The sequence below is a fragment of the Cellulosilyticum lentocellum DSM 5427 genome (genome assembly GCF_000178835.2).
GTDB classification, from domain to species: Bacteria; Bacillota; Clostridia; order Lachnospirales; family Cellulosilyticaceae; genus Cellulosilyticum; species Cellulosilyticum lentocellum.
This window is the reverse complement of the sequence record NC_015275.1, coordinates 2,403,712-2,421,797: the sequence shown is the minus strand read 5'-3', so window position 1 is coordinate 2,421,797 and position 18,086 is coordinate 2,403,712. Positions and strand designations below refer to the sequence as shown.

Here is an 18,086-nt window from a genome sequence, read left to right as displayed (position 1 = left end):
TTGTGACATATTATACAAAGATTTTCAAGTGGGGCTTAGAATAATCCAAAACACTTACAACAATTTAACTTTAAGTTGAAAAGTAAACTTATAATAAAGTATAATAAATTTAAGAGAGCAGAGTAAGGAGAGAATAGTGTGAGATATAATCAGGAGAATAAGAATCAAAGTACCGCCATTGAAGAAAGCGTAAAAATGTATCAGAAAAATTTAATGGACGATATGAATTTGACTTTACGCCTATCTTATCTACATAATACCCATGTGACTAAGCCTATTGAATGGGTAGAACGACTACTGATCTTCGAGGCACCTATATCTAAATTAGACTGGGTCATCTATCCACAAGATGCTATTATTGACATGGTATTTGTATCTAAATTAGCTTTGTTTCATTCACAAATACGTATTGTGAGGAGTTATCGTAAGGGAAATAGTTTGTTTTATGTAGGTGAAGTTGTTTCACCTATCGTTAAGAAGCAGCAAAGAGAATATTTTAGATTAGATGTTACCTTCGATGTAAAATTTCAGCTACTTCCAGCGGAAGAAAATGAAGAAATAGATTTCTTAGAACTTCCTTATGAAAAAGGTATTTGTGTGAATATCAGCACGGGTGGTATGTGCTTAAATACTAATTTGCAACTTAAGTCGTCACAAAATATAATGCTAGAGTTTTATTTTGTGAATATGGAATTTAATTTAAAGGGCAAAATTTTGGGCTTAGGAGAAATGAATGGTGCAGGTTATTATTCACACCGTGTTCAATTTCAGAATTTAGATATAGCTGATACTAATTTATTAACACGATTAATTTTTGAAAAACAACGTTCTTTACTTAAAAAGATCAATTAATATAAAAAAGTTCTAGGAAATATTCCTAGAACTTTTTTATATTAATATTTATTAAAGTCTATTCTTCATCCCATGAATGGTAAACATTCTGCACGTCATCATCGCTCATGAATAAATTTAACGTTCTAAATGTACCATATAAAACTACATATAGCTTGATATTTAATACAACAACTGATATAAAAAACTTTGGTTATGAGGGCAATAATTCAAGATGAAAAGTATGGATTTACAGTTTTAAAAAAGAACTTTTGGGTCTTGAAATATATAATTAATCTTCAAACCAACAAGAAAGTTCTCCTATTTTATGCATAAAAGTTAATTCTATAATACCATTTATCAGTTATTTTGACTAAAAAACTACTTTCTTGGATAGGAGCATCACTATTAACAAAGTATATAATAGAGACATCTACTTTCCCTTTAACATTTTTATCAAAACTAACGATTTGATAATTATCAATAACAGAGCTTCTATATTGTACCCCTATATAGTCGTATTTATTAATAAGGCTTTCAATACTGTTAATAAGTTCTTTACTCTCAGAGATATCTGATGGCAGATTAATATTAATGTTTTTTTTATTTTTGTAGTACCACTTAGGTTGATTATCTTTTGATAAAGCTTCTGCAATTTCTACAAATACCTCTTTATTATTTTCAAAATCAAGTATTGTATCTTGTTTAAACTTTTCATAATATTTCGAGTCTAGTTTTTCTGAGAAAGTAAACCTAGAGGCTACGATTAGAATAGCCGTAATCAAAAGTATGCCACATAATTTCTTCTTACTTTTTTTCATTATCTACCTCCATATAATTATATTATTATTCTATAAAGTTTTGGGGGAATCTAATAGCTTTAGATTTTTTATGTACTCCTATGTTCATGTAAAATTGTAATTCATTTTCTATAAATGCCTGTAATACCATTTCAATATCATTACTATAGGCTATACCGCTATTCCACATTATACTACCATCTATGCAAAACTTTGTTCCTTCATCTATTTCAGCATTACTAATAAGGTACTTACCTTTATTAGCACCTGGCTCTTTATTAGCATCTGGATAAGCATCATATAATCCTAAAGAATGCCCAAATTCATGCGCAACCATTCCTTTAAATTAATCACTTGAATATGGTTTTTCATTCCTAGGATCTTTGGTAGAGACATTTACAAAGAAATTTGATTTTTTCATACTCCATAATATTGTATTAAGATTATGTGATACTCCCATCTCATTTATTCTTATATATACTGGATATTTCTCTCCATTCTCTATTTCTTCATAGTCAACCTGATTAAGTGTCACAACTACATTACCTTTCAGTCCTGGTAAAAAATCATAACTTGAGCCGACTATATTTTGTTCCCACCTTTCTTTTATTCCATCCAGTGCAAGTTTTGTATATCTGTCCATTGTGTTATTTACTATATAAACATTAGCTGATATATATACTGTATTTTCTTTAATATTAACATAAATAGGATTATTTTTACTATTTTTTTTAGAAATTTTAGAAGCATACAAAGTTTCGAGAGTATCTTTTCTTAATTTATTTGGCTCTTTATCATCCCAAATGCCATCTTCATCACCATCCTCTTTTATTGGGTCAGAAAGAATTGGTAATATAGGTTTACATCTACTAGCATCTTTATATGAAGAAGACATTCTAGATAATCCTTCAACTACGTATCCTTTTTGTTCTTTACTATCCATTAATTCTCCCAATGTTGGAAGTTTCCCATTAATAATTAAATCCCAGTTAATCTCATCGCTATCTGTTAATGTATCACTATCGGAATTTACGTTTGAAATCTTTTTCAAAGGAACCTTAAGTTTTAACCCACTTAGACCTGTGGATGAAATATAATCAAATGTTGGTCCATATTGCCTATCAGAATAATTTTTTATTCTGATGTCTAATAAATATTCATTAAGTAAATTTTCTAGTAAAAGTCCTTTAGACATAAAAAAAGCCTCCAATGATGATATACTTAGCACGTTTGTACATCATCATTAGAAGTCTCATGTACGCCATCACTGACGCTAATTTTTATAACTAAATTTCAACTAATCCCTTGACTATCAATATCTATTCTTCATCCCATGAATGGTAAACATTCTGCACGTCATCATCGTCTTCAAGAAGGTCAAGCATACGATTCATTGCTTTAATGTCAGCTTCTGAAGTAAGTGTCGTCCAAGTTTGTGGTACCATAGTAACTTCTGCTTCAGCCATTTCAATGCCTGCTGCTTCTAAAGCTGCATGTACATCTGAAAAGCTCTCAGGTGAAGTTGTAATTGTATACCCTTCTTCTTCTGCTTCAAAATCATCTGCACCAGCTTCGATAGCCATCATCATTAGTTCATCTTCATCCATATCAGTTGCTTCTTTTTCAATAACAATTTGACCTTTTTTATCAAACATGAAAGAAACACACCCTGTTGTTCCCATATTTCCATTCCCTTTTGTAAAGTAAGAACGTACATTGGCAGCTGAACGATTTTTATTATCTGTTAAGGTCTCAACAATAACAGCTACCCCACTTGGACCATAACCTTCATAAGTAATGTATTCATAATGAACGTTATCTCCATCACCAGCTGCTTTTTTGATGCTTCGTTGGATTGTATCGTTTGGCATATTATTTGATTTTGCTTTGGCAATAACATCACTTAATTTTCTATTAAGAGAAGGATCTGCACCACCTTCTTTAACGGCCACGGCAATTTCACGCCCTATTTTTGTAAATACTTTTCCTTTTTGCGCATCATTTTTAGCTTTTTTATGCTTAATGTTGGCAAACTTTGAATGTCCAGACATAAATCTTTATTCCTCCTTGGATTTAAACCCCATGGGGTTAGGTTTGATAAAACATATGCTTTATTTTACCATAAGCTACTTATTTTTAGCAATAAGTCCTTATAGTTTCACTTCAATCCAATCATATGCTCCTGGTAAAATGTCAATACCTGCATTTGTGTTTTCTTCTAACCATTTGATGAAGGCTTTCTCCTCATGAACTTGTACTTCTACAATAAAGGTTACATCCTCTAAGTAAATACTTTCCCTAATAACATAGTTCCGCTCACCTAAAAGATATTGAACTTTCCCTGATAGTGTATAAGGCATTTTTAAAGTAAAAAGACGAATACGTCTTTTCTCAATAATCCCAACAGTAAGTAAGCCTTCTTTAGCTGCTCTACCATAAGCTCTTACAAGTCCACCTGTTCCTAAAAGCGTTCCACCAAAATATCTTGTGACACAAATAAGTGTATTTTTTACTTGCTCTCCTTTTAAGACTTCTAATATGGGTTTTCCAGCAGTACCTTGGGGTTCGCCATCATCACTTGAACGTTGAAATTCATTATTCTCTCCTATTTGATAAGCAAAGCAGTTATGCGTGGCATCGTAATACTTTTTTCGAAGCTGCTGCATGTATAAATCTGCTTCTTCTACTGTTTGCACTTGATAAACAGTTGCAATGAACTTTGATTTCTTCTCAATGATGAGTGCTTCACCATTTTGAGCTATTGTTTTAAAAGAATCCATTATCATATCACCTTGTTGTTAAAATTAATTTAATACTATCATAAAAAATAAATGAATAGCAACAAAAAACTACTAGGAAGCTGTTCCTAGTAGTCTTGATAGCTATCAGCCAATCCAGTCATCAATAATATCTGTTAAAGTAACGGTTGTTACATTATTCTTAAAAAGTTTTTCAGCAAGAGATAAAGCTACTTCGGCTACCTCTGATATCAATTCTGACATACAAATAAGTTTATCTCGTTGTTCTTCGACTAGTTCAACTCCGTAGTAAGTACCTTGTTTAATCATGTAGTAGCGAATGGTCATATTTGGGATTTCGCATTGTCCAATATATTGCTTTTCCATTAACATAAACTTCCTCCAAGATAAAGAATTTTATTTCTTGCCTCTGCTCATGGATTTATTATACTATTATTTGCTGAAATTTCACACAATAATATATCGTGTTTATTCCGTGGAAAGCTACCCTATTCTACAGATAACTTACAAATAATGGTAAAAACAAAACGCAAAGATAAAAAAATCTTTTAAAAAGTAAGGATAATGGCAGATATTGCGATATTTAATTTGTCCCACTTATCTATAATCTAATAATTCACATGATTACGACAAAATATATGCTTCAATTTTATAAAATTTATCTTTTGGCATGTAGCCTTTTACTTTTACACCTTCATTTGTATACTCCTCTTCTAAGCGTTCTCCGTATTCATGACAATATCTTACAATATCTTGGTTAGTATAAGGAACATCTATATCAAAAGCTTGCATGTTACTATATAAAATTTCTTCTAAAACAGATAATAAATGCTCACAGCCAATGCCTTCTTTAGCAGATATATACGTTTCATAGGTAGCATGTTCATCTTTAGGATAGTCTTCGACATGAGTATCTATTTTATTGTAAACAGCAACAATTGGTATATCTGATATTTGTAAGCGAGATAAAGTTTCATAAACGACTTGTTGATGTGTTTCTAAATGAGGTGAACTGACATCCATAACATGGAGAATAATATCTGCATATTTAGCTTCTTCTAATGTCGAATAAAAGGCTTTTACTAGGTGATGTGGTAATTTACGAATAAAGCCTACTGTATCTGTTAATAGAATCTCAGAGCCACTAGGCAAAGTGATACCACGTGTAGTAGGATCTAGTGTTGCAAAAAGCTGATTCTGTACATAAACATCGCTACCACTGAGCTGATTAAGTAAGGTAGATTTACCTGCATTAGTATAACCTACTATAGCTACGACAGGTGTATTATTTTTATCTCTTCTTGAACGAATAAGCTGACGATGCTTCTCAACTTCTGCCAGTTCTGCTTGTAAGATTTCCATACGCACTTTTAAATGACGTTTGTCTAGTTCAAGTTTCTTTTCACCAGGTCCACGGCTACCAATACCACCAGCTTGTCTAGAAAGCATTGTCCCAAAGCCTATTAAACGTGATGATTGATATTTAAGCTGAGCCATTTCTACTTGCAGCTTACCTTCTTTAGAAAGTGCTCTAGAAGCAAAGATATCTAGAATAACCATTGTACGATCCATTACTTTAATTTGAAGTGCTTCTGCTAAGTTACGCATTTGAATAGGGGACAGCTCATCATCAAATACAATCCCTGTAGCCCCATGAAGCTGAGCCATTTCTTTGATTTCTTCGACTTTTCCTGAGCCAATATAAAAGCCAGGATTAATGTGGTCAAGACGTTGTAAGACTTGTGTTATGACTTCTCCACCGGCAGTTTTTACAAGTTCAGCAAGTTCATCTAAGCTTTCCCATGCCTCTTCTTCTTTATATTGTTTCTTCTGTGCTGCCACAAGAATTAATCTTTCTATCTGTTCTTTATGTGTAATCATAGTATTCCTTTCTTAATTAGCGGATAAGTTGTTTGATTTTAGTTTTCTTCAAACGACTCTCTACATCTTTTCTTGTACAGATTTGATAATTAACATTTGAATTAGCTGCTGAAGCAGCACATAAGCAAAGTTTAGAGAATCTTTCTAATTCATACTTCCGATTAATACCAATGGCAAAGGCCCCTAAAAAAGCACCGCTAGCAGCAGTATTATTCTTATTAATAGGTAAAAAAGGTGATTCAACTAAGCAGTATTTATGCTTAGAAAGCATGAGAGCTCCTTTTTCCTTTAAGTAAACACCAATATAGTGAATGCCGTGTTCAAACAAGGGAAGTAATTGATCTAAAATAGTCTCTATATTAGAAATATCATACCCTAATTCTTTTAGTTGACTGAGTGTAAACATAAGTGCATAAGGTTTTTCTTCTAAAACAAAGTCAAGCACTTCTTTTTGGCCTGTTGACACAAGGGTTTTAACATTATGGGCTTTAGCTTCCTTTACCCATTCCTTATATATTTGAGGATTTTGACCATGAGGTAATCTCCCAGATAAAACTAAGGTTGACACTTTTTTGATATGCGTTTTAAGTTTATAACTTAATTTAAGGAGCTCTTTTTCAATAGCAAAATCTTCTTCACTACAAATAGCATAATAGTCGGAACTGGTAGAGAGAGTGATTTTAACCTGATGAGGTGTTTCATAGTCTGTCCAAACAATATCCGATTTAACCTTAGCTTTATCTAAATAGTGTTTAATACTTTTTCCCGCAAATCCTCCAAAGCTACTTAATAAAATAGGTTCTTCTTGAAGTACCTTCATCATTTGAGCACTATAAACCCCTTTTGATAAGACATTGAGAGATACATTTTTAGAAGAAATTTGGCAATTAGGAGTGAATTCTTCAATACCATATATGTATTCAATTGATGGAAAGGGGGTTATTGTAATAATCATTTTTTTCACCAACCTTTATGTTAGTCTACTTATATAGTTATAGCATATTCCTTATAAAATTATCCATAAAGAATTTAAAAAAGTGCTTTATAGACCTAAAAGTCTACAAAACACTTTTGAGATATTTGATTAAGCTCTAAATAAGAGTTCACCATAAGTCGGAATTGGCCATGCTTTTTCATCGATCAGTAATTCTAATTCATCTGCAACCTGACGTAAAGCTTCCATATCTACTAAAATATGCTCTTTAAAGAACACGGCTTTATCATAAGCCTCTTCAATATGAGTGCTTTGTTCAAGCTCTTGGTGAAGCTGATCAGTACATTGTTTTAAAGTATTAATAGCAGTTGTTAAGCTTTGTAGAAGTTCTGTTTGTGCATTAACTTCAAATACCCCTACTTTATTTAACGCAATAATATGTTCTGCAATTTGAGTTGTGTATTGAAGTGTAGCAGGCATAATTTGTTTTTGGACCATATCAAGCATTGTTCTTGCTTCAATATTAAGGGTTTTATAGTACTCTTCTAATAAGATTTCATAGCGTGCGAAAAGTTCACTACGATGGAAAATTTGATTTCTTTCAAATAAAGCAATAGAGTCTTCTTTAATGAAGCAAGGTAGTACATCTACTGTTGTTTTATAATTAGATAAACCACGACGTGCTGCTTCTTCTACCCATTCATTTGAATAGCCGTTGCCGTTGAAAATAATACGTTTATGGTTTAAATACGTTTCTTTAACGATAGCTTCCATTTCTTTTTGAGTATCCTCTGCTGTTTCTAAGCGGTTTGCAAATTCGTTAAGTACATCTGCTACCATAACGTTTAAAAAAGTATTTGCTTCAGCAATAGATTCAGAGGATGGGAACATTCTAAACTCAAACTTATTACCAGTAAAAGCAAAAGGTGATGTTCTATTACGATCGGATGCTTCTTTTCTGAGTTGTGGTAATGTGGCAACACCCATCTCCATCATTTGTTTACCTTTTTCAATGACCTCTTCACCTTGAGAAATTTGCTCAAATAAGTGAGTGATTTCATCGCCAAGGAAAATAGAGATAATAGCAGGAGGCGCTTCATTACCTCCTAAACGATGGTCATTACCTGCTGTAGCAGCACAAAGCCTTAATAAATCCGCATGAACGTCTACAGCTTTAATAACTGCTGATGTAAAAAGAAGGAATTCTTTGTTTTCGTGAGGATGCTTTCCTGGTGAGAACAAGTTTTTACCTGTATCGGTTACTAATGACCAGTTAACATGCTTTCCAGAACCATTAACATAAGCAAAAGGTTTCTCGTGGAGTAAACAAGCTAATTCATGTCTATTGGCTACTTTTTGAAGTGTTTCCATAATAAGTTGATTTTGATCACAGGCTACGTTAGCAGTTGTAAAGATAGGAGCTAACTCATGTTGTGCAGGTGCTACTTCATTATGTTTGGTTTTTGAAGGTACGCCTAATTTCCAAAGTTCTACATCTATGTCACGCATATATTTAGCAATTTTTTCTTTAATACTACCATAGTAATGGTCTTCCATTTCTTGACCTTTAGGAGGCATTGCTCCGAAGAGTGTACGACCTGCAAAAATTAAATCTTTACGTTGTTGATATTGTCTTTTATCAACTAAGAAATATTCTTGTTCTGCACCAACGGTGGCTGTTACTTTTGTAGTGGCTTCATCCCCAATAGCTCTTAATACACGAATCCCTGCGCTTTGAATACATTCCATTGAATGCAATAAAGGAGATTTCTTGTCTAATGCTTCACCAGTATGAGAATAAAAAGCAGTTGGAATGCAAAGTGCTACCCCACTTGCATCTTCTTTTAAAAAAGCTGGAGAAGTACAGTCCCAGACGGTATAGCCTCTAGCTTCAAAAGTTTGTCTTAAACCGCCAGATGGGAAGGATGAACCATCAGCTTCTCCTTTAATAAGCTCTTTACCAGAAAACTCCATAATCATGCGACCGTCAGAAGTTGGTGATAAGAAAGAATCGTATTTTTCTGCTGTTTTGCCGTTCATAGGTTGGAACCAGTGTGTGAAATGAGTGGCTCCTTTTTCAATTGCCCAATCTTTCATAGCATTAGCAACTACATCAGCCACTGCAGGATCAAGTGGCAATCCTTTGTCAATGGTATTATGTAATTTTTTGTAAATCGCTTTGGGTAATCGCTCGCGCATTAAATTGTCATCAAAAACATTTACTCCAAATAAATCAGAAAGCTTTAAATCGTTCATCACATCGATACCTCTTTACTATTAATTTCGTCTTCATAAATATAACATGGTGTTTTGAGGAATGACAACCTTAATTTACGTATTTTTTTATCTTATAGAGTATTATGCTGAATAATATAATTTTAATTCTTCGAAATATAAAGCCGAAACATTAGTCTCATAGATTTTAAGTACAATAGAGAGTGAACTATTCATAGCTTTAGTAACATGGAAGGTTACTTCTATTTTGTACCACTTATAGATAGGAGGAATAATTTTGGTACCTCATTGAATATAAATAATGGAAATAATGGCAATAATAATACTTAGAGTTAATAGAAATGGTAATAATGTGTGGAATTTGTTTCCTCCTAAAACCTACTTTACACAAAATATATTCCTGTTTTTCCCATTTATATGAAAACTTAATGTGTTTGTTATATATTTAAACCTAAAACTGTTATATAATAGGTGGGTAATGCCTAACACTTATTTTGCTTAAAACTGATATTTTTGATATAATATAGCGTTGAGGAGGAGGAAATTATGAATTACTCAAAAGATTCTCGAGACAAAATAGAGAAAAAGAACAAAAGTAAAACTAAGCAAATGAAAAAGAAAGGAAAAGTAACAGCTTTTCGTATTATTATTATATCCCTTATTATTGGTATGTTTGCCCTAGTAGGCGGAGGTTTAGGCATTTTTATTGGTATTATAAAAAGTACCCCAGACCCATCTACATTGGATATTAGCCCTCAGGGAAATTACACTTCCTTTGTATATGATTCAGAGGGAAAGCCTATCGATAGCTTTGAACCAGCGGAAAACAGAGAATATGTAGAACTTAAAGATATCCCTCTTAATCTGCAACATGCCGTTGTTGCTACAGAAGATGAACGTTTTTATGAGCATAATGGTATTGATATCAGAGGTATTTTTAGAGCAATTGTAACCAACTTAAAAAGTGGTTCCTTAAGTGAAGGAGCAAGTACCATTACCCAACAGCTTATCAAAAATAATATTTTAAGTTCTGATAAAGCGTTTACACGTAAGATTCAAGAACAATATTTAGCAATCGAGTTTGAGAAGCTTTATTCAAAGGATACTATTTTAGAGTATTATTTAAACACGATTGGACTAGGACAAGGTGTTTCAGGTGTTAGAGCAGCTTCTAAGCGTTACTTTGGCAAAGATGTAAAAGATCTTAGTTTAACAGAATGTGTAGTTATTGCTGTTATTACTCAAAGGCCAACTTACTACAATCCTATTTCTAATCCAGAGAATAACTGGGAGAAGGTTAAGGTTGTACTTCAAAAAATGGAAGATCAAGGGTATATTACGCCAGAAGAACATGCAGCAGCTTTAAAAGAAAATCCATATGAAAATATTTATGAAGTTCATCAAGAATATCTTGAAAAAGAGCCACATAGCTATTTTATAGATGCACTCTTCAACCAACTGGTATCAGATTTGAAAGACCAAGGTTATACAGAAGCCAATGCCAAAAAAATGATTTATGGTGGTGGCTTAAAGATTTATAGTACAATGGATACTAAAATGCAAGAAATTGCAGATAAATACATCCAAGATGACAGCTTATACCCTGCTCACCTTTATAAAATTCAATTAGATTATAGTATTTCTGGTAAAAAAGCAGATGGTACACCTATTGAGGAGCAGGTTTATAATATTATTGTTAATAATGAAGATGAAGTTGAAAGTTTTAAACAAAAACAACTTGAAGAATGGGGTATTACATCAGAGGATACTTATACTGAAAACCTGATTAAACAACCTCAGCCACAAGCTTCTTTTGTACTCATGGATTACGCAACAGGTCAAGTAAAAGCCTTATCTGGTGGACGTGGTGAAAAATCTAACTTAAGCTTTAATTATGCAACTCAAGCTAAGAGACAACCAGGTTCTACTTTTAAGGTTTTAGCAGCTTATGCACCTGCACTTGATATGGGTGAACTTTCACCAGGTTCTGAAATTATTAATGAACATGTTTCCTATAAATTAGGGGATGGCACTACTTGGTCACCTAAGAACTGGGATGGGAATTATGAAGGGACTTATACAGTACGTCAAGCTATTGCTAACTCAATGAATGTTATTGCCGTTAAAACAGCAGTTGACTGTGTTGGCATTGAGAATGCATTTGATTACTTGAAGAGCTTTGGATTTACAACTTTAACAGATTCAGATAAGGTACACTCTCTTCCACTAGGTGGACTTACTCAAGGTGTTACACCACTTGAGCTTAACGCTGCTTATGGTGCCATTGCTAATGATGGCGTTTATGTAAAACCTGTTTTCTATACGCAAGTAAAAGATAGTGAGGACCGTATTATTATAGATAATACAAATGAAGCCATTACACTTCATTCTCATACTGTTCTTAAACAATCTACAGCACGTATGTTGACGAATATGATGCAAGAGGTTGTGGATGGCCCAAGTCCTCATACAGGAGCGAGGGTAAGAGCTAACTTTAAAGGGATGCCTATTGCTGGTAAAACAGGTACAACAACTGATAATAAAGACTTTGTATTTGCGGGTTATACCCCGTATTATGTAGCAACTATATGGTCCGGCTATTCTCAGCCTGCACCAATTAATAATGGTGGTAACTATCACCTTGTTATTTGGGGTAAAATTATGAGTGAAATACATGAGGATTTAGAGTACAAATCATTCCCCAAAGTTACTATTGATAATAGTGGTGTTTCTGAGATTAAGATTTGTACAGTTTCTGGAAAACGTGCTACTGCTCTTTGTGAAGCTGATCCAAATCATGTTGTTAAAAATGAATTCTTTACATCAGCTAATAAGCCTACTGAATACTGTGATTTACACGTAGAAGTTGAAATTTGTACAGAATCACATAAAGTAGCCAACGAATACTGCCCAGCTGATAAACGTGTTAAAGAAACTCGTGTAAGAAAAGTAGTAGACGGTGTTATTGTTCAAGATGAGATTTGTGATATTCATGGACCAGATAATACAGAAAACCCTGAAAATCCAGGTGATATTCCAGGAGTTTCTCCATCACCAGATATACCTGATGATGGCTCAGAAGGTGCATATCCTTCACCAACACCAACCCCTACACCTACCATACCAGAGCCAAGTTTGCCACCAACAGTAGATCCAAATCCTACTCCAGGTGTTGATGATGATGATGGCTTCTTCTTTCCACAAGGATAAAAATAAATAAGAATAAAGGCTATGAATGTGATGTGACCCCAAAAAGTTAGACTTTTATTGCGTAACAGATTTTTGATAAGTCTGTTACGCATTTTTATGCTGCTAAGAGGCTAATTCTGTATTGCACAGGACTGAGCCAGTCTAGTTTTTGCTTTATTCTTTTTTCATTGTAATACTTTATATATCGTTCTATTGCTGATTTTAATTCCTCATAACTATAATACACAACACCATAATAGATTTCTTGTTTCAGCAAACCAAAAAAATTCTCCATTACTGAATTATCATGACAGTTTCCTTTTCTTGACATGCTTTGAAATATTTTTTCTTCTTTCAGTCTGTTTGAATAGGCTTTCATTTGATAAGCCCACCCTTGATCTGAATGAAAAGTTCTACGATATGGACAATCAGAAGTAATCTCTATTGCTTTTTCTAAAGCCTTCATAACATTCTGAGCCGATGGTTGTCTACCCATTTCAAAGCTCATTATTTCACCACTACACATATCCATAAGGGATCTAAATAAAGCTTATGCGTAGTCATATGACCCTTATTATCAATCTCATAATATTTAAATTCTGTTGTGTCAGTTGTTATCTTCTGATGAGGTATATTCGTGTTAAAACGTCTTCTAATTCTATTTGGTGCGACAGTTCCAACTTTGCCTTTGTAGGAACTGTATTTTCGACTTTTTCTAGTAAATGATGTAACCTGAAGGTTGAACTTCTGCATAATTCTTTGAACCTTCTTCTTGTTTACTATATATCCTTGATTCCGAAGTTCTCCACACATTCTTCTATATCCATAGTTCTTATTATTTTTATGTATTTCTAAAATCTTATCCTCAATTTCTTTGTTTGGATTTTCTTTATTAAAACACTTTTGCCAATACATATATGTAGCCTTAGGCATTTGACTGTACGAGAGAAGGTCTTTTAGTTTGAATTGTCTTCGGAGACTGTTGATGACCCTAGCAAGTCTCTCGTTTTTGCTTCGTCCTCTAAACGCAGTCTCCTCAGTTCTTTTAAAAAGGCATTCTCTATTCTAAGTTTAAGTAATTCATCTTCTAATTCTCGTAAATGTTCCGTGCTTGTATCTACTGTAAAATCTTTTGTAAGTTGCGTGGCATCTTTTGAGTTAGTCTTTTCCAATGTTTTCCTCCGTCCTTTCTTATGAGATCTTAGAGCATCAAGACCTGCCACTTGGAATCTATTTACCCAGTTACAAATCAATGCTGGGTTATTAATTCCTTCTTGAATAGCTAATTCTTGATACGAAATCTCACTTGTTAAATATAATTCTACAACATGAAGTTTATAATCAAAAGAGTAACATTCTTTTTTTCTTGAATGCATTAATCCTGCATCTCCGAATTCCTTGTATGCATTAATCCATTTGCGTAATTGTGAATTAGAGCCTAATCCATACTTTGTTGAAAGATAAGGTGTTCCACCTTCACCGTTTAGGTATTCTAAAACCACTTTCTTTTTAAACTCAAAACTATGTTTTGTCATAAAAATACCGACCTCCCAATCGTTAGATTTTTGGTCTAACTTTTGGGGGTCGGTACAATGTTCATAGCCTTTTTTCTATTGTTGTATAACTTCAAAGTTATTTAAATCATCTGGATTAACTGATGGAGGGATATCATCTATTGGTATAGAAGCCTCGTTTCCAGTAGGATTTGTTTCTGTTTCTTCAGGAACTGTCGTAGGAGGCGTAGTAGCTTGTGGCGTAGTTGGTGTAGCAGGTGTATGATTGGTTACCACTTCTTTAGTGCCACGTTTGATAACAGCAGCTCTTGGTTTATAATAGCTTGTATCTACTAATTCTTTCTTCTCTAATACACCATTTTTGTAATATAACTTATAAAGCTTCACACGTTTACCATCTAAAGCTTTTATCTCTACTACTTCTTTACCTTTTTCAAGTGTTGAATCATCTTCATATTTAGTAGCCGGAGCAGGAATAACCTCTGTTACTACAGAGTCAAACTTGATATCATATTCAGGTATAGCGTCTTTATGACCATAAATATTAACATATACCTTATTGTTCTCACAATAGCCTTCGATAAATAGAGGATATCCAGTATTATTTTTAAATTTAAAATCTATAACACCTGTTGCATAAGTGGCATCTCGTCCTAGTGGCACGTAGGCTACAGGTAAGGAATGATTTTGTCTAGAAACAATTTCTATATCTGTTAAAAGAACAGCATTGTAAAGTGTAGATGCAACTTGACAAACACCGCCGCCTAAGCCATCTTCTATTTTACCATTAACGATAACACCAGCATTTTTATATCCAGCTGCTTCAGTAAATGGTTCCAATTGGTTAGATAAGTAGAAAATCTCATCAGGTAAAAGCATGCGACTGATTTTTTGTGCTGCCACCTTTAGATTTTCATTACGATTGGCACTGGCATTATTATAGGAAGTAGAAAAGCTTGAAATAAGTGTCTGGACATCTGCAAAAGAAGCTTCTGTATATTCAGGTATAACAGTTTTAGTAACTGCTTCTACTTCTATAAGTTCATTAAGTTCATTATCTGGTTCCTTTAATGCTTCAGCCATTTTTTCAAAGGTAGCTTCTTCATCAAGAGCTTCACCTTCTACTTCCTTTGTAACAAAAAATTGTCTATTTTTTCGTTCAATACTGGCATTGACAGGCTCTTTATAAAAGAATGTGGCATTTTCTTTTATAAAATTATGGATAGGTTCATCACTAAAGGTTTTTGTAAGTTCGAATTTCTGTGCATTTGCTAATCCTTCTTTTGAAATACGATATTTTTCAAAAAATGATTCCTGATGACCTAACTCAAAAGCCTTGTTTATAGTCTCATCAATATTATAGGTTATACCAAGTTCATTACATGCAATCTGTTTTTTGATTTCATTTTTATATAAAACGATTGATTGCTGTTTTAGTTCAGATTCTTTCATGTTTTCTAGCTTAAGCTTAGCTTCTTCTTTTGTTAAACCTCCAACAGATAAATCTTCTATATATACATTTTGGGCAAATACTTGTTCAAATTCAGTTACCTTAGTGTATATGTAACCTATAGTACCAAGAGATATACCAATAATGACAACAGCCCCAATAATGGCACTCCATTTTAAGAGACTTTTGGATTTCATATTGCACCTCCTAGTTATTGATCACTTTGATAAGAGTGGTCTATTAAAATTGTAATATACTTAGTATCATAGAAACAGCAAGAATGACACATATAGCACCAGCAAAAGTCTTTTTATACTTTTGCCCCCATTCAAACATGTTAAGGGATTGTTTGTGTTTTTTATTTTTACTCTTTTTTTGATTTGTGTGGTTTTTCATCTATTTCATCCTCCCAAACTATTATAGCATTTTTTATAGCGTAATGACTATCTATTTTTCGTACTTGTCCATTGTTAAATTTAACAAGCATCACAGCATTTTCCAATATTTCCATTATTAATCCTTTCCCTAGGCTTTTATGGTAAAGTGATTGGCCTACTTTGAGTTTTGATTGTACTAATTGCACCTGAATCTCACTGATAAATGGAGAAATATCTACATTTTTCCCATGTCGTTCTTCTGGAGAATAAATGAATAAGTTTTCTTTGGCACGTGTCATAGCTACATAAAATAAACGCCTTTCTTCTTCTAATTCAGCAGGCAAATGACTTTTATGATGAGGAATTGTCCCATTTACAACACCAATAATAAAAACAGTATTAAATTCTAGACCTTTTGAACCATGCATAGTCATCAAGTTAAGTGCTTCTTGCTTGATATTTTTATGATTAGTTTGTGTCTTTACTTCTTCGGACATCGTTTTGAGCATATTTTCCCATTCCTTAAATGAAACATAGCCTTCGGTTGAATCTTCAATATCATCTAGTACTTCTAATAGACTAGAAGCAGGCATCTTTCGAAAACTTGCATAGTCCATTACATATTGATCATAACCGATATTTCTTCGAATATAAGCTATTGCATTTTTCAAATCCTTTTCTTTTAAAACCTGTAGGTCAAATAAAAGCTGCTGAATATAGTTTTTTTGCCACTCAGTTAAGGTTTCTAGCCCTAATAAGTTCATAAAAAGATGCCCACCCATCTGTTTAGCTTGCTGCATAACAGCGTTGCTAATATAGCGTTTAGGTTTGTTAATAATGCGGGCTGCTAGCTCAGGTTGATTAATATTTTCTGCTAGATATAAGTAGGCAAATAAATCTTGTGTAATCCACTGATCATATAAGCTGACCATACCGTCACGTAGACAAAAAGGAATATTAGCTGCTAATAAAGTTTCTACAATAGGTCTTGCCTGTAAATTAGTACGATAAATAATAGCCATTTCTGTTAAAGGAAGTCCTTCATTCTTGCGTTTTATAATTTCATTCACAATTAAAAGAGCTTCTTCCTTAGCATCCTTACAAGGAATAAACAAAGGAGCACTCCCCTTGGCATTAGGCGTTGTTAATGCCTTAAGATAACGCTTAGTATTGTGCTCAATAAGAGCTAGGCTATAGTTAAGAATCATTTGTGTTGAACGATAATTAACATCTAAATAAATCTCTTCTACTTCTGGAAAATGCTTTTTAAAATCTAGTAAAAACTCAGGCTTGGCACCTCTAAACTGATAAATACTTTGATCATCATCACCTACAACAAAAATTTGACGTTTTGCTTCTGCTATTTTTTTAATAATACGAAACTGTACTTCATTAATATCCTGAAACTCATCAATTAAGATATATTGATACTGCGCTCTGACAACTTTTAAAATAGCATCATCGTTATCTAACAAGTAATAACAAGCTACTAGCATATCATCAAAATCAAAGGCTTGATGACGCTCTTTAAAGGCTTCGTAATGTTTTAAAAGCTTAATAAACGCTTCTCTAGAGATCCCTTCAGGATAATAGTTTTTGGATTCTATAAGTTGGTTTTGCATGAGTGATAGATGCTTTGTAAAGTTTTCTATAAAATCTTCTTCTTCATCAAGCTCTAATTCTTTTATAAGGTTTTGCAAGATACTTTTCTTTTTATCTTCTAAAAGTAAATGTTCAATGGCATAACGTCTTGGGTCTGAACGTCTTAAAATGCGATAAAATACACTATGTAATGTACCAAATGTTACACCTGTTACACCATGAATTTTTTCATAACGTTGTTTCATTTCTTCCGCAGCTAATTTACTAAAGGTCACGACAAGTATATGCTGTGGTGCACAGTTTAATTGCTCAATCATATAATGAACACGATTAATAATGACATGTGTCTTTCCTGAGCCTGGTCCGGCAATGACCAAGGTAGGTTTAAGTAAACAGGTCACAGCTTGTTTCTGGCTCTTATTTAAATCCATGATATTTTCCCTCTATTCCAGTCATATTAAGAGATGAAACAATCATCCCTTTAAATTATAGACAAATTATATTATAATAAACA

General features: G+C 33.2%; 13 protein-coding genes and 1 pseudogene. 2 read left to right on the top strand and 12 right to left on the bottom strand.

The features are described 5' to 3' along the window. Positions 1-138 precede the first annotated feature (138 nt). Positions 139-852: a flagellar brake protein gene (locus tag CLOLE_RS11110; RefSeq protein WP_013657210.1), complete on the top strand. Its 714-nt coding sequence runs from the start codon at positions 139-141 to the stop codon at positions 850-852. Between the two features lie 305 nt (positions 853-1,157). Here the strand turns inward: CLOLE_RS11110 and CLOLE_RS11105 are convergent, their stop codons facing one another. The 9 genes from CLOLE_RS11105 to CLOLE_RS11065 all read right to left on the bottom strand — a co-directional run bounded on the left by CLOLE_RS11105 (position 1,158) and on the right by CLOLE_RS11065 (position 9,461). Beyond that, positions 1,158-1,652 carry a hypothetical protein gene (locus tag CLOLE_RS11105; protein WP_013657209.1) on the bottom strand — a complete coding sequence of 165 codons (495 nt, stop codon included), beginning with the start codon at positions 1,650-1,652 and terminating at the stop codon, positions 1,158-1,160. A 25-nt stretch (positions 1,653-1,677) separates the two neighbouring features. Beyond that, positions 1,678-1,968 carry a hypothetical protein gene (locus CLOLE_RS11100; RefSeq protein WP_013657208.1) on the bottom strand — a complete coding sequence of 97 codons (291 nt, stop codon included), beginning with the start codon at positions 1,966-1,968 and terminating at the stop codon, positions 1,678-1,680. Positions 1,969-1,977: 9 nt separating this feature from the next. Continuing rightward, positions 1,978-2,826, bottom strand: a complete 849-nt coding sequence (locus CLOLE_RS11095; RefSeq protein ID WP_013657207.1) for a hypothetical protein — start codon at positions 2,824-2,826, stop codon at positions 1,978-1,980. A gap of 124 nt (positions 2,827-2,950) precedes the next feature. Next, positions 2,951-3,682 carry a YebC/PmpR family DNA-binding transcriptional regulator gene (locus CLOLE_RS11090; RefSeq protein WP_013657206.1) on the bottom strand — a complete coding sequence of 244 codons (732 nt, stop codon included), beginning with the start codon at positions 3,680-3,682 and terminating at the stop codon, positions 2,951-2,953. A 99-nt stretch (positions 3,683-3,781) separates the two neighbouring features. Further along, complete coding sequence (locus CLOLE_RS11085; RefSeq protein WP_013657205.1) at positions 3,782-4,411, bottom strand: YigZ family protein; 630 nt, start codon at positions 4,409-4,411, stop codon at positions 3,782-3,784. A 105-nt stretch (positions 4,412-4,516) separates the two neighbouring features. Then, positions 4,517-4,762 (bottom strand): DUF6514 family protein, encoded by a 246-nt coding sequence (locus tag CLOLE_RS11080; protein ID WP_013657204.1) that lies wholly within the window; start codon positions 4,760-4,762, stop codon positions 4,517-4,519. Positions 4,763-5,014: 252 nt separating this feature from the next. Continuing rightward, on the bottom strand, positions 5,015-6,271 hold the full coding sequence (gene hflX, locus CLOLE_RS11075; RefSeq protein ID WP_013657203.1) for a GTPase HflX: 1,257 nt from the start codon (positions 6,269-6,271) through the stop codon (positions 5,015-5,017). Between the two features lie 16 nt (positions 6,272-6,287). Beyond that, positions 6,288-7,226, bottom strand: a complete 939-nt coding sequence (locus CLOLE_RS11070; protein WP_013657202.1) for a 1-phosphofructokinase family hexose kinase — start codon at positions 7,224-7,226, stop codon at positions 6,288-6,290. 129 nt (positions 7,227-7,355) lie between these two features. After that, positions 7,356-9,461 carry a glutamine synthetase III family protein gene (locus CLOLE_RS11065; RefSeq protein ID WP_013657201.1) on the bottom strand — a complete coding sequence of 702 codons (2,106 nt, stop codon included), beginning with the start codon at positions 9,459-9,461 and terminating at the stop codon, positions 7,356-7,358. Positions 9,462-9,986: 525 nt separating this feature from the next. Between CLOLE_RS11065 and CLOLE_RS11060 the strand changes: the two genes are divergently transcribed. Continuing rightward, entirely contained in the window at positions 9,987-12,650 is a 2,664-nt protein-coding gene (locus CLOLE_RS11060) for a transglycosylase domain-containing protein (RefSeq protein WP_013657200.1), read from the top strand. Between the two features lie 94 nt (positions 12,651-12,744). On the opposite strand, the pseudogene CLOLE_RS22465 reads toward CLOLE_RS11060, so the two are convergent. The 3 genes and pseudogenes from CLOLE_RS22465 to CLOLE_RS11040 all read right to left on the bottom strand — a co-directional run bounded on the left by CLOLE_RS22465 (position 12,745) and on the right by CLOLE_RS11040 (position 18,003). Next, positions 12,745-14,164: pseudogene (locus CLOLE_RS22465) on the bottom strand (IS3 family transposase). 75 nt (positions 14,165-14,239) lie between these two features. Beyond that, positions 14,240-15,790, bottom strand: coding sequence for a VanW family protein (locus CLOLE_RS11045; RefSeq protein WP_013657198.1), 1,551 nt, complete (start codon positions 15,788-15,790; stop codon positions 14,240-14,242). Positions 15,791-15,957: 167 nt separating this feature from the next. Beyond that, the gene (locus CLOLE_RS11040) at positions 15,958-18,003 is read right to left on the bottom strand and encodes an ATP-dependent helicase (protein WP_013657196.1); all 2,046 of its coding nucleotides are present in this window, start codon (positions 18,001-18,003) and stop codon (positions 15,958-15,960) included. Between the last annotated feature and the right edge of the window lie 83 nt (positions 18,004-18,086).